This window comes from Peribacillus muralis (assembly GCF_001645685.2).
Classification (GTDB): Bacteria; Bacillota; Bacilli; order Bacillales; family DSM-1321; genus Peribacillus; species Peribacillus muralis_A.
On the sequence record NZ_CP017080.1, the window covers coordinates 1 to 24,763 of the forward strand.

Genomic DNA, 24,763 nt, shown 5'->3' on the forward strand with positions numbered 1-24,763 from the left:
ATGCCTTGGCACTAGGAGCCGATGAAGGACGGGACTAACACCGATATGCTTCGGGGAGCTGTAAGTAAGCTTTGATCCGGAGATTTCCGAATGGGGAAACCCACTGTTCGTAATGGAACAGTATCTTTACCTGAATACATAGGGTACTGAAGGCAGACCCGGGGAACTGAAACATCTAAGTACCCGGAGGAAGAGAAAGCAAATGCGATTTCCTGAGTAGCGGCGAGCGAAACGGAATTAGCCCAAACCAAGAGGCTTGCCTCTTGGGGTTGTAGGACACTCAACATGGAGTTACAAAGGAACGGGGTAAATGAAGCGATCTGGAAAGGTCCGTCAAAGAAGGTAAAAACCCTGTAGTTGAAACTTCGTTCCCTCCTGAGTGGATCCTGAGTACGGCGGGACACGAGAAATCCCGTCGGAAGCAGGGAGGACCATCTCCCAAGGCTAAATACTCCCTAGTGACCGATAGTGAACCAGTACCGTGAGGGAAAGGTGAAAAGCACCCCGGAAGGGGAGTGAAATAGATCCTGAAACCGTGTGCCTACAAGTAGTCAGAGCCCGTTAATGGGTAATGGCGTGCCTTTTGTAGAATGAACCGGCGAGTTACGATTTCATGCGAGGTTAAGTTGATGAGACGGAGCCGCAGCGAAAGCGAGTCTGAATAGGGCGAATGAGTATGAGGTCGTAGACCCGAAACCAGGTGATCTACCCATGTCCAGGGTGAAGTTCAGGTAACACTGAATGGAGGCCCGAACCCACGCACGTTGAAAAGTGCGGGGATGAGGTGTGGGTAGCGGAGAAATTCCAATCGAACCTGGAGATAGCTGGTTCTCTCCGAAATAGCTTTAGGGCTAGCCTCAAGATGAGAGTATTGGAGGTAGAGCACTGATTGGACTAGGGGCCCCCAACGGGTTACCGAATTCAGTCAAACTCCGAATGCCAAATACTTATTCTTGGGAGTCAGACTGCGAGTGATAAGATCCGTAGTCGAAAGGGAAACAGCCCAGACCACCAGCTAAGGTCCCAAAGTATACGTTAAGTGGAAAAGGATGTGGAGTTGCTTAGACAACCAGGATGTTGGCTTAGAAGCAGCCACCATTTAAAGAGTGCGTAATAGCTCACTGGTCGAGTGACTCCGCGCCGAAAATGTACCGGGGCTAAACGTATCACCGAAGCTGTGGATTGACACCATTAGGTGTCGATGGTAGGAGAGCGTTCTAAGGGCGTTGAAGTCAGACCGGAAGGACTGGTGGAGCGCTTAGAAGTGAGAATGCCGGTATGAGTAGCGAAAGAAGGGTGAGAATCCCTTCCACCGAATGCCTAAGGTTTCCTGAGGAAGGCTCGTCCGCTCAGGGTTAGTCGGGACCTAAGCCGAGGCCGAAAGGCGTAGGCGATGGACAACAGGTTGATATTCCTGTACCACCTATACATCGTTTGAACGATGGGGGGACGCAGAAGGATAGGGTAAGCGCGCTGTTGGATATGCGCGTCCAAGCAGTTAGGCCGGAAACGAGGCAAATCCCGTTTCCATCAAGGCGGAGCTGTGATGGCGAGGGAAATATAGTACCGAAGTTCCTGATTCCACGCTGCCAAGAAAAGCCTCTAGTGAGATGTAAGGTGCCCGTACCGCAAACCGACACAGGTAGGCGAGGAGAGAATCCTAAGGTGTGCGAGAGAACTCTCGTTAAGGAACTCGGCAAAATGACCCCGTAACTTCGGGAGAAGGGGTGCTTTTTAGGGTGAATAGCCCAGAAAAGCCGCAGTGAATAGGCCCAGGCGACTGTTTAGCAAAAACACAGGTCTCTGCGAAGCCGCAAGGCGAAGTATAGGGGCTGACACCTGCCCGGTGCTGGAAGGTTAAGGGGAGAGGTTAGCGCAAGCGAAGCTTTGAACCGAAGCCCCAGTAAACGGCGGCCGTAACTATAACGGTCCTAAGGTAGCGAAATTCCTTGTCGGGTAAGTTCCGACCCGCACGAAAGGTGTAACGATCTGGGCACTGTCTCAACGAGAGACTCGGTGAAATTATAGTACCTGTGAAGATGCAGGTTACCCGCGACAGGACGGAAAGACCCCGTGGAGCTTTACTGCAGCCTGATATTGAATTTTGGTACAGCTTGTACAGGATAGGTAGGAGCCTGAGAAGCCGGAGCGCTAGCTTCGGTGGAGGCGTTGGTGGGATACTACCCTGGCTGTATTGAAATTCTAACCCGCGCCCCTTATCGGGGTGGGAGACAGTGTCAGGTGGGCAGTTTGACTGGGGCGGTCGCCTCCTAAAGAGTAACGGAGGCGCCCAAAGGTTCCCTCAGAATGGTTGGAAATCATTCGTAGAGTGTAAAGGCACAAGGGAGCTTGACTGCGAGACCTACAAGTCGAGCAGGGACGAAAGTCGGGCTTAGTGATCCGGTGGTTCCGCATGGAAGGGCCATCGCTCAACGGATAAAAGCTACCCCGGGGATAACAGGCTTATCTCCCCCAAGAGTCCACATCGACGGGGAGGTTTGGCACCTCGATGTCGGCTCATCGCATCCTGGGGCTGTAGTCGGTCCCAAGGGTTGGGCTGTTCGCCCATTAAAGCGGTACGCGAGCTGGGTTCAGAACGTCGTGAGACAGTTCGGTCCCTATCCGTCGCGGGCGCAGGAAATTTGAGAGGAGCTGTCCTTAGTACGAGAGGACCGGGATGGACGCACCGCTGGTGTACCAGTTGTCTTGCCAAAGGCATAGCTGGGTAGCTACGTGCGGACGGGATAAGTGCTGAAAGCATCTAAGCATGAAGCCCCCCTCAAGATGAGATTTCCCATGGCGCAAGCTAGTAAGATCCCTGAAAGATGATCAGGTTGATAGGTCAGAGGTGGAAGCGTGGCGACATGTGGAGCTGACTGATACTAATAGATCGAGGACTTAACCAACGCTTTTCAAAAAATGAAATACCTTCTCATTATCTAGTTTTGAAGGAACAACGTTCCTCATATGTTTGGTGGCGATAGCGAAGAGGTCACACCCGTTCCCATTCCGAACACGGCAGTTAAGCTCTTCAGCGCCGATGGTAGTTGGGGGTCTCCCCCTGTGAGAGTAGGACGCCGCCAAGCACAATAAAAAGATCAGCCATCCGGCTGGTCTTTTTCGCATTTTGGGGGCGTTTCCAAAATAGATGGAAGAATCAAAAGCCGAACCTTTCGGACTTCAGCCATTCAAATATTAGTAATGGCACCTTAGCTTGGCTTATTTTGAGGAATTGCACAATGCAAGGGTAATCATCGTTTGGCATTGTTTTCAGCAGTTCTGCCCACCATTCTGTTTCATAACGGGCTATAATACTTAGATTATAAGAAATCAAATAATGCAGCAAAAGTTCAGGTAATGAAAAAGCCGTGGACTCTTTATTTATAGAGAGCATGAATCGTCCTTCTGCCCAATTATAACGAATGGGAGAAGAGGCATTATGCAGTAGGCCATGATCAGTTTTTAGCAGGACGACCCCGGGACCTTCCGTAATATGGTAGCCTTGATTCGTTTTGGAATTTAAAAATTCCTCCAAACGGCTGCTGGACATCCGGTAGTTATCCAGTACGACAGGTGATAATTGAAATCCATCGGAGTACTGCAAAAGAGGAATGAAGCTTTTTCGGCTAGCGTCCCATGAGAGTGTTTCCATATCAGGTATCTCCTTCAATAGTGTATCCATGGAATATTTTTCACCTTCAAGATGTTTGATATGGAACATTTTTTCCGATATGCAGGTGAACAACCCGTTCTTTTGCGTTTTCACTTCATCCTTTAAAAACTCGTATTGCTGCTTTTTTCTTTTTCTCGTCGTGACCCCATGGGCAAGTAACGAAGTCGATTCAGGATAGTTAGGATCAATTGTGAGCAGACAAGCCTTTAGTAGTTGAGCAAGGCCATAAAAGGATAGGATTGGCTGGATGGAAAGCGGGGATATCGCAGCCTGTAAATAATAAGTTTTTGCATGCTCCAGGTGGTATATGAATGGATAACAATTTTCGTAACTTTTCATTTCCGCATCTGCAATTTTTTCGCGGTTGTAACATTTCTGTAAAAAAATTTGGGAGGAAGATGCGGAAAAAAAAGGTGTATATTTATTGAAATTATCATTGTTTTCAGGCATTGCAGCCTCTCCTTTGAATTAATAGAATAATCTAACATTTACTTCTCTTCTTGACAGTAGTATGTCCTATTGATAACCTACAAATAATATTTTTAAGCAGGAGGGGAAAATAATGTGGGAAAATAAATTTGCAAAAGAGGGTCTAACCTTTGATGATGTCCTATTAATTCCAGCGAAATCAGAGGTTTTACCGAAAGATGTTAACCTTCAAGTCAGTTTGGCCGAAAATTTAAAGCTTAACCTTCCTATCATCAGTGCAGGAATGGATACCGTGACAGAGGCTGAAATGGCGATTGCCATGGCTCGTCAAGGTGGACTGGGCATCATTCATAAAAATATGTCTATTGAAGCACAGGCTGAGCTAGTCGATAAAGTGAAGCGTTCAGAAAGCGGCGTTATTACAGACCCGTTTTTCTTAACCCCAGATCATCAAGTTTTTGATGCAGAGCATTTAATGGGCAAATATCGAATTTCCGGAGTACCGGTCGTAAACAATATTGAGGATCAAAAGCTTGTTGGTATCATTACTAACCGTGACTTGCGATTTATTTCCGATTTTTCCTTAAAGATTTCCAGTGTCATGACGGTAGAAAATCTGGTGACAGCACCTGTTGGCACTAACTTGGAACAAGCAGAGAAAATTCTTCAAAAATATAAAATCGAAAAACTTCCCCTAGTAGATGATCACGGCGTTCTTAAAGGACTTATTACGATCAAGGATATCGAGAAGGTCATTGAGTTCCCGAACTCGGCTAAAGACAAGCAAGGAAGATTACTTGCAGGTGCAGCTGTCGGCGTAACTAAAGATACGATGAAGCGTGTAGAAATGCTAGTTAAGTCCCACGTCGATGCAATTGTCCTTGATACTGCCCATGGTCATTCTGCTGGCGTCCTGGATGTGGTGAAGGAGATCCGTGAGACATATCCTGAATTAACGATCATTGCTGGTAACGTGGCAACTGCCGAAGGAACGAAAGCATTGATTGAAGCGGGAGCTGACGTGGTGAAGGTTGGAATCGGACCTGGGTCGATCTGTACGACAAGGGTTGTAGCCGGAGTTGGCGTCCCTCAAATCACGGCAGTATTCGATTGTGCGACGGAAGCAAGGAAACATGGTAAAACGATCATCGCCGATGGAGGGATTAAATACTCTGGAGATATCGTTAAAGCGTTAGCGGCAGGCGGACATGCAGTCATGCTCGGCAGCATGCTTGCCGGTGTAACCGAAAGCCCAGGCGAAACGGAGATTTTCCAAGGCCGACGCTTTAAGGTATATCGCGGCATGGGTTCTGTAGCTGCCATGGAAAAGGGATCTAAGGATCGTTATTTCCAAGAGGATAATAAGAAATTCGTTCCCGAGGGCATTGAGGGCAGGCTTCCATACAAAGGGCCGTTGTCCGATACTATCTTCCAGCTGCTGGGTGGCATCCGTTCCGGCATGGGTTATTGCGGTACAGCCTCATTGGAAGAACTAAGGGAAAACTCCCAATTCGTGAAAATGACTGGAGCTGGATTAAGAGAAAGTCATCCACATGATGTCCAAATTACTAAAGAAGCACCGAACTATTCCTTGTAATGGTTTTAACATCTAATCGTCATTAAAATTTATTGTGAAAATAGACAGAGTCCTCGATTACTCTGTCTATTTTTTTTATTTTTTCTGTGATAAACTAGACAAGGTGTCAAGGGAATTACATAAAGATTTTTCTTTGTTAATAGAGATTAGCTTAAAAGTTGGAGGTATTGGAAATTGAAAAAAATCAGCAAGATAACCCTCATTTTCACTTTTGTTTTTGTTCTTGTTATGTCGCAATTTGCCTATCAACCGGGGGAAGCTGTTGCTGAATCTGATAATTTAGGTTTAAAAGCAGAAGCAGCCATCATAATTGATGGTAAAACAGGTCAAATCGTGTATGAAAAAAATGCCGATAAAGTATTGGGCATTGCATCCATGTCGAAAATGATGACTGAGTACATCATTATGGAGTCAATTAAAAACGGGAAAATCAGTTGGGATCAGAAAGTAAAAATCAATAAGTATGTACATGATCTTTCAAAAGCACCGAATCTGTCGAATGTTGGTTTGACGGAAGGTGAGGACTATACAGTTAAGGAACTCTATCAAGCTATGGCTGTCTATTCAGGAAATGCAGCGACAGTGGCGTTGGCTCAGTTAGTTTCCGGAAGTGAAAAGAATTTCGTTAAATTAATGAACGAAAAAGCGAAAAAATTAGGCTTGAAAAATCATAGATTCGTTAATGCCAGCGGTTTAAACAATACCGATTTATTGGGTGAATACCCTACTGGTAAAGCAGATGATGAAAACGTCATGACAGCAAAGGATACGGCGCTGCTTGCTTATCGTTTAATCAACGATTATCCTGAAGTATTAAAAATCGCCAGCATCTCCAAATTGAAATTCCGTGATGGTAAGGAATATCCGAACTTCAACTGGATGCTGCCAGGCCTGATATTCGAATATAAAGGCGTGGATGGGCTGAAAACGGGATCGACTGACTATGCCGGTTATGGCCATACAGGAACGGTTATACAGAACGGTCAACGCTATATCACGGTAGTCATGAAGTCCACTAACAAGAATGAACGTTTCGCGGACAGCACCAAGCTGATGAACTATGCGTATTCAACCTTCAAAAAGGAAAAAATCCTTCCAGCCAAATATCAGGTGAAAGGCAAAGAAACCCTTTCAGTTGTTAAAGGTAAGGAAAAAAGCGTCAAGATCGAATCAGAAAAAGCAATTGAGCTGCTAGTTGAAAATGGCGGCAAAGATAACTATAAAACCGATCTAGTGATCGATAAAAACAAATTGAACGAAGATGGTAAGCTGACGGCACCAATCAAAAAAGGTGAAAAGCTTGGTTACATCACGATCACTCCTAAAAAGGGTGAAGATTACGGGTACATTAACGGCAATCAAACGAAAGTCAATGTCGTAGCTGCCGAAACGGTTGAAAAGGCAAATTGGTTCGTATTATCCATGCGGGCAGTTGGCGGATTCTTCGGGGATGTTTGGAGCAGTGTAGCTTCTACTGTAAAAGGCTGGTTTTAATATTCGTGTATAAAAGTGTTGCGTAATGTATAAAATTATAGTACATTATGGAAAACAATTTGATAATAAGAAAAGCAATGACAGGAATCAGTAACAATTATTTCTTTCTGAAGAGAGCCGATGGTTGGTGGGAATCGGTGTGGGAATGTTGTGAATCCCTCCTGGAGCAGAGTATGGAAAGCCTTTTTGGGTCAGTAATTACTTTCGGTTAAAAGCCGTTATCTTGGTAAGTGGTAGGCGTTTTTCATATGCCTTCAACTAGGGTGGCAACGCGGGTTAACTCTCGTCCCTTCTTTAGGGGACGGGAGTTTTTTGCGTTCATTTATAGATAGTGAAAAATAAGGAGGAACCAAAAGATGTTGGATTTGAAATATGTAAGAAATAATTTTGAAGAAGTAAAACGAGTGCTTCAATTCAGAGGAGAAGATTTAACCGATTTAGGTAAGTTCGAGGAGCTTGATGTCAAGCGCCGTACGCTGATTGCCGAAACGGAAAAATTGAAAAGCAAAAGAAATGAAGTTTCACAGCAAGTGGCCGTGTTAAAAAGAGAGAAAAAGGACGCGGATCAATTGATTGCCGAAATGCGTGAAGTGGGCGATCAAATCAAAGGTTTCGATGATGAGCTCCGTGTAGTGGAGGACCAATTGGGCATGTTACTGCTTTCCATCCCCAATATCCCTCATGAAAGTGTGCCAGTGGGCGAGATGGAAGACGACAATGTCGAAATCCGCAAATGGGGGGAATTGCCGGAGTTCAAGTTCGAACCTAAACCGCATTGGGATGTAGCTGGAGATTTAGGTATCCTCGATTTTGAAAGGGCGGCAAAGGTAACAGGAAGCCGATTTGTTTTTTATCGTGGTCTTGGCGCTCGATTGGAGCGTGCCTTAATTAGTTTCATGCTGGATCTTCACGTCGAAGAACACGGATATGAGGAAATGCTGCCTCCATACATCGTGAATCGTGCAAGCATGACCGGTACTGGTCAATTGCCTAAATTCGAGGAAGATGCCTTTCGGATCGAAAGTGAAGATTATTTCTTGATCCCTACTGCAGAAGTACCAGTGACGAATTACCACCGTGATGAAATCATGAGTGGCGACGATTTGCCGATTAGCTACGCGGCATACAGTGCTTCTTTCCGTTCCGAGGCTGGATCTGCCGGGAGAGATACGCGCGGGTTGATTCGCCAGCATCAATTCAACAAAGTCGAACTAGTGAAATTCGTGAAGCCGGAAGATTCTTATGCCGCGTTGGAGACACTTACAGGTCATGCTGAAAAAGTCCTGCAATTGCTAGGTCTTCCATATCGAGTGTTAAGCATGTGCACGGGCGACCTTGGTTTCACGGCTGCCAAGAAGTATGATATCGAGGTTTGGATTCCTAGCTATGATACGTATCGTGAAATTTCTTCTTGCAGTAACTTTGAGGCATTTCAGGCTAGACGGGCCAATATTCGCTTTAGACGTGATGCAAAAGGTAAACCGGAGCACGTCCATACTTTAAATGGCTCTGGGTTGGCGATTGGCCGTACTGTGGCAGCCCTTTTGGAGAATTATCAGCAGGAAGATGGAAGTGTCATCATTCCTGAAGTATTACGACCATATATGCGCGGTGTGGAAGTCATTAAACCGTAAGTATCAGTGTAAAAGGAAAATCAGCCGAGAAAAGAGGCTGATTTTCCTTTTTATTTGCGCTTATAAATTATTTCAAAAAAACGTTCAAGAGTGCTTGACTTTGGTTTTAAATGATTGTATTATAATAAATGTTGATACGGAGGTATACCCAAGTTCGGCTGAAGGGATCGGTCTTGAAAACCGACAGGGGAGTCAAATCCCGCGGGGGTTCGAATCCCTCTACCTCCTCCATAACTTATTAATAACCACAGCGCATAAATTGGATATCGATGAATCCCGTTACAGAAATGTAACGGGATTTTTGTTTGTTTTCTGCTATATTATTTGGCGGCTTTTTTAAGACATATGAATCCATTGATCAGCCGGTGCAGGCTTATTGATTTTACCGGATACATTCATAAGTGCCTGGTAGTTCAGGCGTGCTTGGAATTTGGCAAAAGCTTTAGGACAAGTTACATCGATCATATTGACAGCCAAAAAACGGCACCTTGGAATCATTAGCATGCAACTAACGCTTCCGCGGTGCCGTTTCATTATCGTTTACTTATTCCGTAATAAACTCGTTTGCTCCATATATTCGGCGATTCGCTTTATGAGAGGCTCAATGTTCGCTTCATCCTGCATAAGGTCATATTCGTTTATATTTAAACGGAGGACAGGGCAGGCGTTGAATTGATCGATCCATTCTTCATATCGGCCGTGCATCTCTTGCCAGTATTCAATGGGTGTATGCTGCTCCATCGGACGTCCGCGTTCCTGGATTCTTTCAAGGATATCATCGAGGGAACCTTCAAGATAAATCAGTAAATCAGGATGTGGGAAGTAGGGCGTCATGACCATTGCATTGAAAAGACTTGTATATGTTTCGTAGTCGACTTCATTCATTGTCCCTTTTTCATAGTGCATTTTTGCAAATATGCCTGTGTCTTCATAAATGGAACGGTCTTGGATAAAACCTCCGCCATACTCAAAGATTTTCTTTTGTTCTTTAAACCGTTCAGCGAGGAAGTAGATTTGCAGGTGGAAACTCCAACGATCAAAATCATCGTAAAATTTATCCAGGTAGGGGTTCGTATCAACCTTTTCGAAGGATGTCCTGAATTGAAGGGCATCGGCTAAAGCATTTGTCATGGTCGATTTTCCCACTCCAACCGTCCCTGCTATCGTAATGACGGCGTTGTTTGGAATATTATATTTCTTTCGTAAGTTCATTTGACTTTACTCCTTTTTGCAGGGCATTCTCTATTTGGCTGATTATCGTTTTCAAATCACCCTCGTTCCCGACGAAATCCAGTTCATCTCCATTAAAGGTGAGAACAGGTATGTCGGGGTGCTGTTTCTCGAACCTTTCCATGAATGTCTGATAATCCGCGGATAACTGCTCTAAATAAATGGAGGATATGTTCTTTTCAATCTCGCGGCCTCTTTTTCCAATCCGGGAAAGAAGTGTGTCTAGACTTGCATGTAAATAAATAACCATATTAGGTCTTGGCATATCTCGTGTTAAAATATTGAATATTTCAAGGTATTTGTTATATTGTTCGTTTTTTAACGTACGCTCAGCAAATATCAAGTTCTTGAATATATGGTAATCAGCCACCACGGCCTGTTCATTAGTGAGGTAATTTTTTTCGATATCTTCCAATTGTTTATACCGGTTACATAGAAAAAACATTTCTGTTTGAAAGCTCCACTCTTCGATATTGTCGTAGAATTTCCCCAGAAACGGGTTCTCATCTACGATTTCCCTCAAAAGTGATATCTGAAAGTGTTCTGCAATAACCTTTGCCAGTGATGTTTTTCCCACGCCGATTGGACCTTCGACTGTGATAAATGGGGTGGATTTCATCCAATCTGTCCTCCTTCAATGAGGTATCAAGCTGCAATTCCCAGTTTATTAGGTTTTTCAGCCAAGAGATATTGTATCACAGACTCGGGACTTTAGTGATATTTTTGTCAGGTTGATAATGAAGGAGAATGCAAGAGTATTGAGCGGGGAGCTTTGGAAGGTGTAATTTCTACCTTATTTGTCCCCGCTTTTCCTGATGGAAGCCTTGAGTACATGGTCCATCATTTTTAAGGCATAGTTGTTATCCGCCTCTGATGCCGATGCGATGCAATCCTCGGGTATCCATAATTGATATTCCCGCATATAAGCATCGTTTGCGGTAAAAAGCACGCAGATGTTGCCAGCTATGCCCGTGATGATCAAGGTCTCGACCTTCAGCCGTTTAAGCAATGTGTTAAGGGCTGTCCCATAAAATGCTGAGTGCTTCGGTTTGATGAGGAAAAACTCATCCTGCTGTGGCTTTATCCTTTCGATTAAAGAAGCATTTCCATCATTTTTACATCTATCGATTATTTTATCGAAGTCGGCCTGCCATAAATCGTAATGATCATTGACATAGATGATCGGGAAGCCTTGTTCTTTCATCTGCTTTTTCAACGTCAAGATCGGATCGATGATAAGCTTCGTATGTTCAAGGAGCATATCACCGTGCTTGAACTGAAAATCATTGATCATATCAATGATGAGCAAGGCGAAGGACGTTGATTTGTGTCGTTTCATGTTATATCCTCCTTATAGGGTGAGAATTTACTTGCGGCTCGGCTGCAGCTTGCGTTACTATTCATTAGAATAAGTAGTATGACCTTTATTTTGTCTTATATTTGTCTGTTTACTCCTACTTAATACGAGGGGGTTTTTTTATCAAGGATGATGTGTATTACATGAATTTAGCCTTAGAGGAAGCAGTAAAGGCACAGAGGCTGAATGAAGTCCCGATTGGAGCCTTAATAGTCATGAATGATCAAGTCGTAGCGACGGGGCATAATCTGAGGGAAACGGAACAGAACGCAACGGCTCATGCTGAGCTGCTTGCAATAAATGAGGCTTGCCGTGCCACTGGCAGTTGGCGCCTTGAGGATGCGACGTTATATGTCACGCTGGAGCCTTGTCCCATGTGTGCAGGGGCAATTCTGCAGTCCAGGGTAAAGCGGGTCGTATTTGGTGCGCATGATCCGAAGGCAGGCTGTGCCGGTACGTTCATGGATTTGCTTCAAGATGACCGATTCAATCATCAATGTGAGGTTACGAGCGGCGTATTAAGTAAAGAATGCGGTAGGATATTGACTGCTTTTTTTAGAGAGCTCAGGAATCGCAAGAAGGCGTTGAAAAAGGAAAAGGCCCTCAAGAGTGCAGAATGAAATGATTGCACGCGTTTTAGGATCTAACCGTTCAATGAACAACACTTGCGTTTTTTTTGTTACCTTAGTATAATGAATTATGCGTCGTTAAGATGCTTGAAAATTGGTATTACATTTGCCGTGCTAGACGGGGAGGTAGCGGTGCCCTGTACTCGCAATCCGCTCTAGCGAGGTTGAATTCCTTCTCGAGGTTAGCATTCTGTAGGGTCTGCCTTAAGTAAGTGGTGTTGACGCCCGGGTCCTGCGCAATGGGTCTCCATGAACCATGTCAGGTCCGGAAGGAAGCAGCATTAAGTGGAAGTTCTCATGTGCCGCAGGGTTGCCTGGGCCGAGCTAACTGCTTAAGTAACGCTTATGGCTGCTAATCGACAGAAGGTGCACGGCAGTTATTTTACATAATCAAAAAACTCATTCGTAGCGAGTGGGTTTTTTTTTGCGCAAAGAAAGTGCTTGGCTTGACGGTTCTTAAAAAAATGAGCCTTTCCATTAATTTTCGATATAGACTTTGAAATTAAGGAAATCAGTAATGTATAATAAAAAAGATGGAGAAAACAAGGAGGGATTTCCGTGGGGTATCAAGCATTATACCGGGTATGGCGGCCACAACAGTTCATTGATGTAGTGGGGCAGGAACATGTAACCAAAACGTTGCAGAATGCCTTGCTCTCCCAGAAGGTTTCGCACGCCTATTTATTCTCCGGTCCACGAGGAACAGGGAAAACGAGTGCTGCCAAAATTCTATCCAAAGCAGTGAATTGTGAGCATGCACCGACAAGCGAGCCCTGTAACGAATGTGCTACCTGCCGCGGAATCACTGATGGCTCCATATCAGATGTGATAGAAATTGATGCAGCATCCAATAATGGTGTCGAAGAAATCCGTGACATTCGTGATAAAGTAAAATATGCACCGAACGCGGTCACATATAAAGTTTATATCATCGATGAAGTACATATGCTTTCGCAAGGGGCCTTCAATGCGCTGCTGAAGACATTGGAAGAGCCTCCAAAGCACGTTATCTTCATTTTGGCGACTACAGAGCCGCATAAGATACCGCTGACGATCATTTCGCGTTGCCAACGATTCGATTTTAAAAGGATCCAGCCACAGGATATAGTCGGCAGGATGTCACAAATCATCGAAGAGACAGGTGTATCGTGCGATGACCAAGCCTTGCATATCATAGCCAGGGCGGCCGAAGGCGGAATGCGGGATGCACTAAGCCTGCTTGATCAAGCGATTTCCTTCAGTTCCGAGACTGTAACTGTGGAAGATGCACTAACTGTCACCGGGTCCGTTTCGCAGGCGTTTTTAAGTCGGTTGGCCAAAGCGATATATGATAAGGAAGTGGCAGTGGCCCTTGAGGTCCTTGAAGAATTGCTGGCGATGGGAAAAGACCCGGCCAGGTTCATAGAAGACATGATTTATTATTTCCGTGACATGCTTTTGTATCAAACGGCACCAGCTCTCGCAGAGTCCTTCGAGCGAGTATTGATAGATCCCCAATTTAAGGAATTGGCAGAAGTGATAGCCGCGGAAACCATTTACTCCATTATTGAAAGCTTCAATCAAACCCAGCAGGATATGAAGTGGACAAACCATCCAAGGATATTCCTGGAGGTCGCACTCGTAAAGCTATGCAATGAGCAGCGAATAAATCAATTGGATAATGGCCAGCTTCAGCAATTGCAGCTGAAAATTGAGGAGCTGGAGTCGAAATTACAGGAAATGCAGAAAAATGGCATTCCCGCGGCCATGATTGATAGACCTGCAGAACAGCCGAAAACGCAGAGGGCCGTAAAAAAGGCGTATAAAGCACCTGCCGGCAAAATCAATCAAGTTTTGAAACAAGCTACAAAGGCAGACCTTAATACTGTGAAAGGCAAGTGGGGCGAAGTGCTTGAACAGCTGGGCATGCAAAACCAAAAGTCTTTGGCAGCTTTATTGTCGGAGGCGGAACCTGTTGCTGCGTCAACTGAAGCTTTTGTGGTAAAATTCAAATATGATATTCATTGTCAAATGGCAATGGAAAATAACCGTTTCGTGGAAGTGATCGCCTCGATCATGCAACAATTGACCGGTCATCGAATGGAGATAGCCGGTGTTCCGGATAGTCAGTGGCAAGGGTTGCGTGAGGACTTCATTTCAACCCAGCAGCTTGATGGTCAGGAAGAAACGGATTCAAAAGAAGAAGACCCTTTTATCGCGGAGGCCAGAAAACTAGTCGGCGATGATTTACTTGAAATTAAAGAATAATTGGAGGTTAGGAAATGGGAATGCGTGGCGGTAATATGCAAAATATGATGAAACAAATGCAAAAGATGCAAAAGAAAATGGCAGAAGCACAAGAAGAACTAGGTGAAAAAAAGATTGAAGGAACGGCAGGCGGCGGAATGGTAACGGTTATCGTGACGGGCCATAAAGAAATAGTCGATGTAATCATCAAGCCGGAAGTTGTTGATCCAGATGATATTGATATGCTTCAGGATTTAGTTCTTGCTGCAACTAATGATGCCCTGAAAAAGGCGGAAGAACTGACAAATCAAACGATGGGACAATTCACTAAAGGGATGAACCTTCCAGGTATGTTTTAAGCAAGTTCAAAAGAAACTTCCTTTCAGGAAGTTTCTTTTGGGATTTTTAGGAGGAATACGATGCATTATCCAGAACCAATTTCCAAGCTTATTGATAGTTTTATGAAATTGCCGGGGATTGGGCCAAAAACGGCTGCACGTTTAGCCTTTCATGTATTGAGCATGAAGGAAGATACTGTTTTGGATTTTGCAAAGGCACTCGTTAATGCTAAGCGGAATCTGATGTATTGTTCAGTCTGCGGTCATATTACCGATCAAGATCCCTGTTATATCTGCGAGGACCAAAAAAGGGATAGAAGCTTGATTTGTGTTGTGCAGGACCCCAAGGATGTAATAGCGATGGAAAAGATGAGGGAATTCAATGGCTTATATCATGTCCTGCATGGCAGTATTTCACCGATGGACGGAATCGGTCCGGAAGATATAAATATTCCCGATTTACTGAAGCGTCTGCAAGATGAAACGGTGCTGGAGGTCATTTTGGCGACGAACCCTAACATTGAAGGCGAAGCGACCGCCATGTATATTTCGCGGCTGCTTCGACCATCTGGAATCAAAGTGACCCGGATAGCCCACGGTCTCCCTGTTGGCGGCGATTTGGAATATGCGGATGAAGTGACGCTATCAAAAGCAATAGAAGGAAGAAGAGAAATATAAGATAGCTGGGAGGACCTCACTTGTTCTTTCGTAAAAAAAAGAGGCTTCGAAATGAATTCAATGAGTCATTGATGGAAGAGCTGGAACAATTGAAATGGAATTGGCATAATCAAAAATCACTGCTTGAAAAAAGCGTGGATCCATCCGAGGAAGTAATCGCACAGGCGAGGCTCGCGGAAGTGAAATATTTCTATTTATTTAGGGAAGTTAAAAGAAGGAATGTCCGCCTTAAGAGGTAATGGGGGTGGCTATGAAGGAATGCGCTTCATAGCCATTTTTTTGTTTAAGTTCTTAATCCGAACTTCTCCACATATAAGTGTAGTACAAGCTTGCGGGGAGGAATGAGATTGGAACCTGTTGTCTTTGTTGCTGTAATTGGCGGCCTGATTTTGATGTTACTCATTATCGGGGCTCCTTTAAGGCCTGTCCGATTCATCGGGCAGGGAATTATCAAGCTCATTATCGGGGCAGCCTTTTTGTTCTTTTTGAATACACTAGGGAATCAGGCGGGAATTCATGTACCCATCAACCCCGTTACCTCCGCAGTGGCCGGCCTGTTAGGGATTCCAGGAGTCGCAGCGTTGGCGGCCATCGGGTATTGGATCATTTAACCGGTTTGTTTTGGTGTCATCTTGACGAAAAAGCCGCATGGATAATCCCATGAGGCTTTTTATCAATGCGTTCATCAATTTATGTTTTTTGAAAAAAAACAAATTAAACATTGACGGAATCAAATCAAGCTGATAATATATTAGGAGTCGCCAATAACGACAGTGCTACATAAACTATAAATCGAAAAAATCTTGAAATAAACATTGACTTAAGGTTTTATAGATGATAAGATTACAAAGTCGCTTACGAAGTAACGACAACAAATCGCTCTTTGAAAACTGAACAAAACAAAGCGCCAACGTTAAATTTTAAGTGAGCACACACTATCAAAAAAGCAAATGAGCAAGTCAAACATTTCTTCGGAGAGTTTGATCCTGGCTCAGGACGAACGCTGGCGGCGTGCCTAATACATGCAAGTCGAGCGAATGGATGGGAGCTTGCTCCCTGAAGTTAGCGGCGGACGGGTGAGTAACACGTGGGCAACCTGCCTATAAGACTGGGATAACTTCGGGAAACCGGAGCTAATACCGGATACGTTCTTTTCTCGCATGAGAGAAGATGGAAAGACGGTTTACGCTGTCACTTATAGATGGGCCCGCGGCGCATTAGCTAGTTGGTGAGGTAATGGCTCACCAAGGCGACGATGCGTAGCCGACCTGAGAGGGTGATCGGCCACACTGGGACTGAGACACGGCCCAGACTCCTACGGGAGGCAGCAGTAGGGAATCTTCCGCAATGGACGAAAGTCTGACGGAGCAACGCCGCGTGAACGAAGAAGGCCTTCGGGTCGTAAAGTTCTGTTGTTAGGGAAGAACAAGTACCAGAGTAACTGCTGGTACCTTGACGGTACCTAACCAGAAAGCCACGGCTAACTACGTGCCAGCAGCCGCGGTAATACGTAGGTGGCAAGCGTTGTCCGGAATTATTGGGCGTAAAGCGCGCGCAGGTGGTTCCTTACGTCTGATGTGAAAGCCCACGGCTCAACCGTGGAGGGTCATTGGAAACTGGGGAACTTGAGTGCAGAAGAGGAAAGTGGAATTCCAAGTGTAGCGGTGAAATGCGTAGAGATTTGGAGGAACACCAGTGGCGAAGGCGACTTTCTGGTCTGTAACTGACACTGAGGCGCGAAAGCGTGGGGAGCAAACAGGATTAGATACCCTGGTAGTCCACGCCGTAAACGATGAGTGCTAAGTGTTAGAGGGTTTCCGCCCTTTAGTGCTGCAGCTAACGCATTAAGCACTCCGCCTGGGGAGTACGGCCGCAAGGCTGAAACTCAAAGGAATTGACGGGGGCCCGCACAAGCGGTGGAGCATGTGGTTTAATTCGAAGCAACGCGAAGAACCTTACCAGGTCTTGACATCCTCTGACAACCCTAGAGATAGGGCGTTCCCCTTCGGGGGACAGAGTGACAGGTGGTGCATGGTTGTCGTCAGCTCGTGTCGTGAGATGTTGGGTTAAGTCCCGCAACGAGCGCAACCCTTGATCTTAGTTGCCAGCATTCAGTTGGGCACTCTAAGGTGACTGCCGGTGACAAACCGGAGGAAGGTGGGGATGACGTCAAATCATCATGCCCCTTATGACCTGGGCTACACACGTGCTACAATGGATGGTACAAAGGGCTGCGAACCTGCGAAGGTAAGCGAATCCCATAAAGCCATTCTCAGTTCGGATTGCAGGCTGCAACTCGCCTGCATGAAGCCGGAATCGCTAGTAATCGCGGATCAGCATGCCGCGGTGAATACGTTCCCGGGCCTTGTACACACCGCCCGTCACACCACGAGAGTTTGTAACACCCGAAGTCGGTGAGGTAACCTTCATGGAGCCAGCCGCCTAAGGTGGGACAGATGATTGGGGTGAAGTCGTAACAAGGTAGCCGTATCGGAAGGTGCGGCTGGATCACCTCCTTTCTAAGGATAATACGAGTGCGCTTTTGTTTTGTTCAGTTTTGAATGAGTAATTCATTCAATCACGGAAGAAGCATCACGTTGTGATGGGTTCTCTCCACTTTGTTCCTTGAAAACTAGATAATAGATAGAAGGCAATTAATTTTTTTTCAAAGCATCTGTAAGACTTTTTTAACGGTTAAGTTAGAAAGGGCGCACGGTGGATGCCTTGGCACTAGGAGCCGATGAAGGACGGGACTAACACCGATATGCTTCGGGGAGCTGTAAGTAAGCTTTGATCCGGAGATTTCCGAATGGGGAAACCCACTGTTCGTAATGGAACAGTATCTTTACCTGAATACATAGGGTACTGAAGGCAGACCCGGGGAACTGAAACATCTAAGTACCCGGAGGAAGAGAAAGCAAATGCGATTTCCTGAGTAGCGGCGAGCGAAACGGAATTAGCCCAAACCAAGAGGCTTGCCTCTTGGGGTTGTAGGACACTCAACATGGAGTTACAAAGGAACGGGGTAAATGAAGCGATCTGGAAAGGTCCGTCAAAGAAGGTAAAAACCCTGTAGTTGAAACTTCGTTCCCTCCTGAGTGGATCCTGAGTACGGCGGGACACGAGAAATCCCGTCGGAAGCAGGGAGGACCATCTCCCAAGGCTAAATACTCCCTAGTGACCGATAGTGAACCAGTACCGTGAGGGAAAGGTGAAAAGCACCCCGGAAGGGGAGTGAAATAGATCCTGAAACCGTGTGCCTACAAGTAGTCAGAGCCCGTTAATGGGTAATGGCGTGCCTTTTGTAGAATGAACCGGCGAGTTACGATTTCATGCGAGGTTAAGTTGATGAGACGGAGCCGCAGCGAAAGCGAGTCTGAATAGGGCGAATGAGTATGAGGTCGTAGACCCGAAACCAGGTGATCTACCCATGTCCAGGGTGAAGTTCAGGTAACACTGAATGGAGGCCCGAACCCACGCACGTTGAAAAGTGCGGGGATGAGGTGTGGGTAGCGGAGAAATTCCAATCGAACCTGGAGATAGCTGGTTCTCTCCGAAATAGCTTTAGGGCTAGCCTCAAGATGAGAGTATTGGAGGTAGAGCACTGATTGGACTAGGGGCCCCCAACGGGTTACCGAATTCAGTCAAACTCCGAATGCCAAATACTTATTCTTGGGAGTCAGACTGCGAGTGATAAGATCCGTAGTCGAAAGGGAAACAGCCCAGACCACCAGCTAAGGTCCCAAAGTATACGTTAAGTGGAAAAGGATGTGGAGTTGCTTAGACAACCAGGATGTTGGCTTAGAAGCAGCCACCATTTAAAGAGTGCGTAATAGCTCACTGGTCGAGTGACTCCGCGCCGAAAATGTACCGGGGCTAAACGTATCACCGAAGCTGTGGATTGACACCATTAGGTGTCGATGGTAGGAGAGCGTTCTAAGGGCGTTGAAGTCAGACCGGAAGGACTGGTGGAGCGCTTAGAAGTGAGAATGCCGGTATGAGTAGCGAAAGAAGGGTGAGAATCCCTTCCACCGAATGCCTAAGGTTTCCTGAGGAAGGCTCGTCCGCTCAGGGTTAGTCGGGACCTAAGCCGAGGCCGAAAGGCGTAGGCGATGGACAACAGGTTGATATTCCTGTACCACCTATACATCGTTTGAACGATGGGGGGACGCAGAAGGATAGGGTAAGCGCGCTGTTGGATATGCGCGTCCAAGCAGTTAGGCCGGAAACGAGGCAAATCCCGTTTCCATCAAGGCGGAGCTGTGATGGCGAGGGAAATATAGTACCGAAGTTCCTGATTCCACGCTGCCAAGAAAAGCCTCTAGTGAGATGTAAGGTGCCCGTACCGCAAACCGACACAGGTAGGCGAGGAGAGAATCCTAAGGTGTGCGAGAGAACTCTCGTTAAGGAACTCGGCAAAATGACCCCGTAACTTCGGGAGAAGGGGTGCTTTTTAGGGTGAATAGCCCAGAAAAGCCGCAGTGAATAGGCCCAGGCGACTGTTTAGCAAAAACACAGGTCTCTGCGAAGCCGCAAGGCGAAGTATAGGGGCTGACACCTGCCCGGTGCTGGAAGGTTAAGGGGAGAGGTTAGCGCAAGCGAAGCTTTGAACCGAAGCCCCAGTAAACGGCGGCCGTAACTATAACGGTCCTAAGGTAGCGAAATTCCTTGTCGGGTAAGTTCCGACCCGCACGAAAGGTGTAACGATCTGGGCACTGTCTCAACGAGAGACTCGGTGAAATTATAGTACCTGTGAAGATGCAGGTTACCCGCGACAGGACGGAAAGACCCCGTGGAGCTTTACTGCAGCCTGATATTGAATTTTGGTACAGCTTGTACAGGATAGGTAGGAGCCTGAGAAGCCGGAGCGCTAGCTTCGGTGGAGGCGTTGGTGGGATACTACCCTGGCTGTATTGAAATTCTAACCCGCGCCCCTTATCGGGGTGGGAGACAGTGTCAGGTGGGCAGTTTGACTGGGGCGGTCGCCTCCTAAAGAGTAACGGAGGCGCCCAAAGGTTCCCTCAGAATGGTTGGAAATCATTCGTAGAGTGTAAAGGCACAAGGGAGCTTGACTGCGAGACCTACAAGTCGAGCAGGGACGAAAGTCGGGCTTAGTGATCCGGTGGTTCCGCATGGAAGGGCCATCGCTCAACGGATAAAAGCTACCCCGGGGATAACAGGCTTATCTCCCCCAAGAGTCCACATCGACGGGGAGGTTTGGCACCTCGATGTCGGCTCATCGCATCCTGGGGCTGTAGTCGGTCCCAAGGGTTGGGCTGTTCGCCCATTAAAGCGGTACGCGAGCTGGGTTCAGAACGTCGTGAGACAGTTCGGTCCCTATCCGTCGCGGGCGCAGGAAATTTGAGAGGAGCTGTCCTTAGTACGAGAGGACCGGGATGGACGCACCGCTGGTGTACCAGTTGTCTTGCCAAAGGCATAGCTGGGTAGCTACGTGCGGACGGGATAAGTGCTGAAAGCATCTAAGCATGAAGCCCCCCTCAAGATGAGATTTCCCATGGCGCAAGCTAGTAAGATCCCTGAAAGATGATCAGGTTGATAGGTCAGAGGTGGAAGCGTGGCGACATGTGGAGCTGACTGATACTAATAGATCGAGGACTTAACCAACGCTTTTAAAAAATGAAATACCTTCTCATTATCTAGTTTTGAAGGAACAACGTTCCTCATATGTTTGGTGGCGATAGCGAAGAGGTCACACCCGTTCCCATTCCGAACACGGCAGTTAAGCTCTTCAGCGCCGATGGTAGTTGGGGGTCTCCCCCTGTGAGAGTAGGACGCCGCCAAGCACAATAAAAAGATCAGCCATCCGGCTGGTCTTTTTTCGTTTTGGTTAAAAATCCTCGGATATCACTCATTTAGTCATTATCGAAACTTTTATATAGAGACATACACGTATTGAAAACCTTCATCATACATTGTTAAAAGCAGCCCCGGTTCTCTTAAACTATTTAAAATCGATGTATGTGAACGATGGTTTTTGGGGAGAATGCAGGTATGGAGGTGGAGATGTTGGGGACAACAACAACCAAAACAACGGCAGGGGAATCGTGCGTGGTTTGTGAACAGATAAAGGAAATGGGAATACATGTTTACACGACTTTCATTTGTGAGGAATGCGAGAGGGATATGATTGGTACGGATACAAATGATCCTAGGTATAAATATTACTTAAAGCAATTAAGAAAAATAACCCATCCGGAAATATTTTCATGAATGGATAGCTATGGAAAGTCGAAGAGTCAGAGAATGAAGAAATGCAATGTTTCTTCATTCTCTGACTCTTTTTATAGTACTTTAGCAAAAAAACTTGGTGACAGCGGCTGGCCGCGTTAAGGACTGGATTTCCTTTTAATCGCCAGAAGAGATAAAATCGAACTTATTTGATAAAATAAAAAAATAAAATGATTTGAGGGAAGATTAAATGAATCAATTACAGACACCATTGTTCGATGCGATGAGTGCTTTTTATAAAAATGAACCAATTTCCCTCCATGTCCCCGGACATAAAAATGGACGGGTGTTTAGTGAAAAAGGACAAGCGTTATATAACCCTCTGCTGGGCATTGATGCTACGGAACTGAATGGCCTGGATGATCTGCATGCCCCTGAGGGTGCCATTTTGGAGGCCGAGCAGTTGCTTGCGGCCTTATATGGAGTAAAGAAGAGTTATTTTCTGGTCAATGGGTCAACCGTAGGCAACATGGCGATGATCCTCGCGACCTGCAACGAAGGAGATAAAGTGCTTGTCCAAAGGAACTGCCATAAGTCGATATTACATGCCTTGATGCTGGCGAATGTACAGCCGATTTTTCTGAGACCGGTTTTTCATGAGGAGTGGGGGATTGCAGGCGGGGTGGCACCAAAGTTGATTGGTGAAGCTTTGCGTGCCCACCCAGATGCAAAGGCCATCGTCGTAACCTATCCCAATTATTATGGACTAGGTGAGGATATGAGCGAAGTGGTGAAGCTTGCCCATCAAAAGGGAATACCAGTGCTTGTTGATGAGGCACATGGGGCACACTTTCAACTGGGAGATCCGTTTCCCAATACCGCTATTATGGCCGGAGCGGATGCCGTCGTTCATTCAGCACATAAAACATTGCCAGCCATGACCATGGGTTCATATCTTCATATTCATTCGGCTTACATTGATGTCGATCAAGTATCCTTCTATTTACAAATGCTTCAATCAAGCAGTCCATCCTACCCAATCATGGGGTCGCTTGACTTGGCCAGGGCATACCTGGCTTCCTTCAACTTAGATGATAAAAATGAGCTGAAAAGAAAAATTAAGGATTTCAGAGGAAAATTGTCCGCTTTAAGGTCAATTAAATTGTTGGAGGCACCAGCGGGAACTCTTTATGATCCATTAAAGGTGGTCATTCAATCGAAAAATGGTTTAAGCGGGTTTGAACTGCAGCAGTTATGTGAAGCGAAGGGGATTTTTACAGAATTGGCTGACCCTAATAATTTGCTGCTAATATTACCTTTATTGAAGATGAATATCGATTTTCCTTTTCATGAAATCATTCAAAATATAAATAACGCGACTTCCGGTATTAGTGGCAGCGGAGATGGCATTCAGGCAAATGGTTGGGTTGATGGAAGCTCAATGATTGGTCTTGAAATGCCCTATTCGCTAATGAAACTAAGAAAACCGAAATCGGTTGGTTTTAGGGAGGCCATAGGGAAAGTATCGGCAGAAATGGTCATTCCTTACCCACCGGGGATCCCATTAATTATGTCCGGGGAAATGATCGCTGCCGAGCATATAACGAGTTTGAAAGGCTTGATGGGACTTGGAGCGAGGTTTCATGGAGGTTCCACGCTTATAAATGGAGAATTATTAGTTTTTGAAAGCGGACAATCAGGTTAAAATGATATACTACAAACAAAGAACCTTGGAGGTACATCGATGAAGCGTGGTATTTTTATAACAATGGAAGGGCCGGAGGGTGCCGGGAAAACGACGATTACCCAAATGCTTGGCAAGGCTCTGCAAGAAGAAGGCTATCAAGTGTTGTTGACACGTGAGCCAGGTGGGGTTCCCATTTCGGAGCAAATTAGGGAAGTCATTCTTAATAAAAAAAATACAGCCATGGATCCGCGAACGGAGGCCTTATTATATGCAGCAGCAAGACGCCAGCATTTAGTGGAAGTGGTCAAGCCGGAGCTGGATCGAGGCGGTATTGTCCTCTGTGATCGATTTATAGATAGCTCATTGGCCTATCAGGGCCATGCTAGGGGCTTGGATATAGAAGAAGTATACAGCATCAACAAATTTGCAATTGGTGACATGATGCCCGATGTCACATTCTTTTTCAATATTGATCCAGAAGAGGGATTGAAGCGCATACAGTCCAATGGGGAACGCGAAGTGAACAGGCTTGACCTTGAAGCTCTGGACTTTCATGAAAAGGTTTGTGAAGGATACCAAATCATCATAGATAGATGGAGAGAACGTTTTATTATCGTGGATGCAGGACGGTCCATTGAGGAAGTTCTCGAAGAAACGAAAGCCGGCTTAATCGGTATCTTGAAAGAGTCGGGAAGGTAGCCTTATTCGTTTCCATAATATTCAACGGAATACTATTCCAGACAATGACTAGTTGCTATAATAGAATTAGAAAAAATTCAGAGTAATTGGAGGGTGATAAGAATGAAAATGATCATTGCTGTCGTTCAAGACAAAGATAGCCATCGGCTGCTTAATGAATTAGTGGAAAATAATTTTGGAACGACCAAGCTTGCCAGTACGGGCGGGTTTCTAAAATCCGGTAATACGACTTTTATGATCGGTACCGAAGATGAACGTGTTGATCAGGCCATTCAAATCATCAAACATAATTGCCAGTCTCGCTCCCAATTAGTATCACCGGTTTCACCGATGGGCGGCAATGCCGAATCCTATGTACCTTACCCGGTGGAAATACAAGTAGGCGGTGCGACCATATTCATTTTGCCTGTTGAAAACTTTTTACAGTTTTAACGGGTGAATGCATGGAGGTCCATAATGAAAATCAACCATGATATCCCCATTAAGTTGGATAAGGCGCGACAGGATGCCAAACAGTTTCAGACCGCAAATGGAAGGTTTCAGCAAATGGTCCAGACTCAGGATCAAAAGATGCAAATCCAAACCCTAAACCGTTTGATAGGGGATATTGAAGGTGCGGGTCAGCGATTAGTTAGGTCACGCACCTTTAGGGAATTGGCAAAATATAAAGCGTTGGTTAAACGGTTCGTTAAAGAGGCGGTCGAATATGGCTTGGAACTGAAGCAGTCCACGAGCTGGAATCAATATGGTCAAAGCCGGCCATTGAAAACAGTTGAAACGATAGATGCAAGATTGCTTGAATTAAGTGAGCAAATTCTTAATAAAGAGAAAAGTTCACTTGAAATATTGGAAATGATAGGTGAAATTAAAGGCCTACTGATTAATTTATATACTTAAGTGAGT

The 24,763-nt window shown here is 45.7% G+C and carries 19 protein-coding genes, 1 tRNA gene, 5 rRNA genes, 1 other RNA gene and 1 other annotated feature; of the genes, 21 read left to right on the forward strand and 5 right to left on the reverse strand.

Features of this window, described 5'->3' with window-relative positions; all coding sequences use genetic code 11:
- Together ABE28_RS00005 and rrf (ABE28_RS00010) are read left to right on the forward strand one after the other, a co-directional pair.
- Positions 1-2,906: ribosomal RNA gene (locus ABE28_RS00005) — 23S ribosomal RNA — on the forward strand.
- Between the two features lie 64 nt (positions 2,907-2,970).
- Positions 2,971-3,086 (forward strand): 5S ribosomal RNA (gene rrf / locus ABE28_RS00010).
- Positions 3,087-3,157: 71 nt separating this feature from the next.
- Here the strand turns inward: rrf (ABE28_RS00010) and ABE28_RS00015 are convergent.
- Positions 3,158-4,123, reverse strand: coding sequence for a YaaC family protein (locus tag ABE28_RS00015; protein WP_064462564.1), 966 nt, complete (start codon positions 4,121-4,123; stop codon positions 3,158-3,160).
- 112 nt (positions 4,124-4,235) lie between these two features.
- On the opposite strand from ABE28_RS00015, the gene guaB reads away from it, so the two are divergent.
- From guaB to ABE28_RS00035, 4 genes are all read left to right on the forward strand, one after another.
- Entirely contained in the window at positions 4,236-5,699 is a 1,464-nt protein-coding gene (guaB, locus tag ABE28_RS00020; protein WP_064462565.1) for an IMP dehydrogenase, read from the forward strand.
- Positions 5,700-5,873: 174 nt separating this feature from the next.
- Positions 5,874-7,193: a D-alanyl-D-alanine carboxypeptidase family protein gene (locus ABE28_RS00025; protein ID WP_156775653.1), complete on the forward strand. Its 1,320-nt coding sequence runs from the start codon at positions 5,874-5,876 to the stop codon at positions 7,191-7,193.
- A gap of 68 nt (positions 7,194-7,261) precedes the next feature.
- Positions 7,262-7,487, forward strand: a binding site (T-box leader).
- A 62-nt stretch (positions 7,488-7,549) separates the two neighbouring features.
- Positions 7,550-8,827, forward strand: a complete 1,278-nt coding sequence (serS, locus tag ABE28_RS00030) for a serine--tRNA ligase (protein WP_064462566.1) — start codon at positions 7,550-7,552, stop codon at positions 8,825-8,827.
- 138 nt (positions 8,828-8,965) lie between these two features.
- Positions 8,966-9,058: transfer RNA gene (locus ABE28_RS00035), tRNA-Ser, on the forward strand.
- A gap of 105 nt (positions 9,059-9,163) precedes the next feature.
- On the opposite strand, the gene ABE28_RS24790 is transcribed toward ABE28_RS00035, so the two are convergent.
- From ABE28_RS24790 to ABE28_RS00050, 4 genes are all read right to left on the reverse strand, one after another.
- On the reverse strand, positions 9,164-9,304 hold the full coding sequence (locus tag ABE28_RS24790; protein WP_156775654.1) for a hypothetical protein: 141 nt from the start codon (positions 9,302-9,304) through the stop codon (positions 9,164-9,166).
- A gap of 63 nt (positions 9,305-9,367) precedes the next feature.
- Positions 9,368-10,039 (reverse strand): deoxynucleoside kinase, encoded by a 672-nt coding sequence (locus ABE28_RS00040; RefSeq protein WP_064462567.1) that lies wholly within the window; start codon positions 10,037-10,039, stop codon positions 9,368-9,370.
- Entirely contained in the window at positions 10,017-10,676 is a 660-nt protein-coding gene (locus ABE28_RS00045) for a deoxynucleoside kinase (protein ID WP_064462568.1), read from the reverse strand. The genes ABE28_RS00040 and ABE28_RS00045 overlap by 23 nt, the downstream gene beginning before the upstream one ends.
- 174 nt (positions 10,677-10,850) lie before the next feature.
- Positions 10,851-11,396: a cysteine hydrolase family protein gene (locus tag ABE28_RS00050; protein ID WP_064462569.1), complete on the reverse strand. Its 546-nt coding sequence runs from the start codon at positions 11,394-11,396 to the stop codon at positions 10,851-10,853.
- A 140-nt stretch (positions 11,397-11,536) separates the two neighbouring features.
- Between ABE28_RS00050 and tadA the strand changes: the two genes are divergently transcribed.
- The 15 genes from tadA to ABE28_RS00125 all read left to right on the forward strand — a co-directional run bounded on the left by tadA (position 11,537) and on the right by ABE28_RS00125 (position 24,757).
- Positions 11,537-12,034 (forward strand): tRNA adenosine(34) deaminase TadA, encoded by a 498-nt coding sequence (gene tadA / locus ABE28_RS00055; RefSeq protein ID WP_257390784.1) that lies wholly within the window; start codon positions 11,537-11,539, stop codon positions 12,032-12,034.
- Between the two features lie 118 nt (positions 12,035-12,152).
- An RNA gene (gene ffs, locus ABE28_RS00060) (signal recognition particle sRNA large type) lies at positions 12,153-12,417 on the forward strand.
- Positions 12,418-12,601: 184 nt separating this feature from the next.
- Positions 12,602-14,290, forward strand: coding sequence for a DNA polymerase III subunit gamma/tau (dnaX, locus tag ABE28_RS00065; protein WP_064462571.1), 1,689 nt, complete (start codon positions 12,602-12,604; stop codon positions 14,288-14,290).
- Between the two features lie 20 nt (positions 14,291-14,310).
- A complete protein-coding gene (locus ABE28_RS00070) occupies positions 14,311-14,628 on the forward strand; it encodes a YbaB/EbfC family nucleoid-associated protein (protein ID WP_053348895.1) in 318 nt (105 codons plus the stop codon).
- 60 nt (positions 14,629-14,688) lie between these two features.
- A complete protein-coding gene (gene recR / locus ABE28_RS00075; protein ID WP_034316264.1) occupies positions 14,689-15,285 on the forward strand; it encodes a recombination mediator RecR in 597 nt (198 codons plus the stop codon).
- Positions 15,286-15,305: 20 nt separating this feature from the next.
- Positions 15,306-15,524 carry a YaaL family protein gene (locus ABE28_RS00080; RefSeq protein ID WP_064462572.1) on the forward strand — a complete coding sequence of 73 codons (219 nt, stop codon included), beginning with the start codon at positions 15,306-15,308 and terminating at the stop codon, positions 15,522-15,524.
- A 102-nt stretch (positions 15,525-15,626) separates the two neighbouring features.
- Positions 15,627-15,896: a pro-sigmaK processing inhibitor BofA family protein gene (locus ABE28_RS00085; protein ID WP_373921310.1), complete on the forward strand. Its 270-nt coding sequence runs from the start codon at positions 15,627-15,629 to the stop codon at positions 15,894-15,896.
- Positions 15,897-16,253: 357 nt separating this feature from the next.
- Positions 16,254-17,804: ribosomal RNA gene (locus ABE28_RS00090) — 16S ribosomal RNA — on the forward strand.
- Between the two features lie 173 nt (positions 17,805-17,977).
- Positions 17,978-20,910, forward strand: a 23S ribosomal RNA gene (locus tag ABE28_RS00095).
- A 63-nt stretch (positions 20,911-20,973) separates the two neighbouring features.
- Positions 20,974-21,089, forward strand: a 5S ribosomal RNA gene (gene rrf / locus ABE28_RS00100).
- Together the 16S, 23S and 5S rRNA genes form the textbook arrangement of a ribosomal RNA operon.
- Positions 21,090-21,297: 208 nt before the next feature.
- On the forward strand, positions 21,298-21,516 hold the full coding sequence (locus ABE28_RS00105; RefSeq protein WP_083231904.1) for a sigma factor G inhibitor Gin: 219 nt from the start codon (positions 21,298-21,300) through the stop codon (positions 21,514-21,516).
- 208 nt (positions 21,517-21,724) lie between these two features.
- Positions 21,725-23,179, forward strand: coding sequence for an aminotransferase class I/II-fold pyridoxal phosphate-dependent enzyme (locus ABE28_RS00110; RefSeq protein ID WP_064462575.1), 1,455 nt, complete (start codon positions 21,725-21,727; stop codon positions 23,177-23,179).
- Positions 23,180-23,218: 39 nt separating this feature from the next.
- Positions 23,219-23,860, forward strand: a complete 642-nt coding sequence (gene tmk, locus ABE28_RS00115; RefSeq protein WP_064462576.1) for a dTMP kinase — start codon at positions 23,219-23,221, stop codon at positions 23,858-23,860.
- Positions 23,861-23,962: 102 nt separating this feature from the next.
- Positions 23,963-24,292, forward strand: a complete 330-nt coding sequence (locus ABE28_RS00120) for a cyclic-di-AMP receptor (RefSeq protein WP_064462577.1) — start codon at positions 23,963-23,965, stop codon at positions 24,290-24,292.
- A gap of 24 nt (positions 24,293-24,316) precedes the next feature.
- Entirely contained in the window at positions 24,317-24,757 is a 441-nt protein-coding gene (locus ABE28_RS00125; protein WP_064462578.1) for a YaaR family protein, read from the forward strand.
- Positions 24,758-24,763 lie beyond the last annotated feature (6 nt).

What these genes read in the sequence shown, in the direction of transcription:
- recR (WP_034316264.1), top strand. Translation starts at nt 14,689, where the DNA reads ATGCATTATCCAGAACCAATTTCCAAGCTTATTGATAGTTTTATGAAA.
- serS (WP_064462566.1), top strand. Translation starts at nt 7,550, where the DNA reads ATGTTGGATTTGAAATATGTAAGAAATAATTTTGAAGAAGTAAAACGA.
- ABE28_RS00125 (WP_064462578.1), top strand. Translation starts at nt 24,317, where the DNA reads ATGAAAATCAACCATGATATCCCCATTAAGTTGGATAAGGCGCGACAG.
- ABE28_RS00120 (WP_064462577.1), top strand. Translation starts at nt 23,963, where the DNA reads ATGAAAATGATCATTGCTGTCGTTCAAGACAAAGATAGCCATCGGCTG.
- ABE28_RS00105 (WP_083231904.1), top strand. Translation starts at nt 21,298, where the DNA reads ATGGAGGTGGAGATGTTGGGGACAACAACAACCAAAACAACGGCAGGG.
- ABE28_RS00050 (WP_064462569.1), bottom strand. Translation starts at nt 11,396, where the DNA reads ATGAAACGACACAAATCAACGTCCTTCGCCTTGCTCATCATTGATATG.
- guaB (WP_064462565.1), top strand. Translation starts at nt 4,236, where the DNA reads ATGTGGGAAAATAAATTTGCAAAAGAGGGTCTAACCTTTGATGATGTC.
- ABE28_RS00040 (WP_064462567.1), bottom strand. Translation starts at nt 10,039, where the DNA reads ATGAACTTACGAAAGAAATATAATATTCCAAACAACGCCGTCATTACG.
- ABE28_RS00110 (WP_064462575.1), top strand. Translation starts at nt 21,725, where the DNA reads ATGAATCAATTACAGACACCATTGTTCGATGCGATGAGTGCTTTTTAT.
- ABE28_RS00045 (WP_064462568.1), bottom strand. Translation starts at nt 10,676, where the DNA reads ATGAAATCCACCCCATTTATCACAGTCGAAGGTCCAATCGGCGTGGGA.
- ABE28_RS00070 (WP_053348895.1), top strand. Translation starts at nt 14,311, where the DNA reads ATGCGTGGCGGTAATATGCAAAATATGATGAAACAAATGCAAAAGATG.
- ABE28_RS00085 (WP_373921310.1), top strand. Translation starts at nt 15,627, where the DNA reads ATGAGATTGGAACCTGTTGTCTTTGTTGCTGTAATTGGCGGCCTGATT.
- ABE28_RS00015 (WP_064462564.1), bottom strand. Translation starts at nt 4,123, where the DNA reads ATGCCTGAAAACAATGATAATTTCAATAAATATACACCTTTTTTTTCC.
- tmk (WP_064462576.1), top strand. Translation starts at nt 23,219, where the DNA reads ATGAAGCGTGGTATTTTTATAACAATGGAAGGGCCGGAGGGTGCCGGG.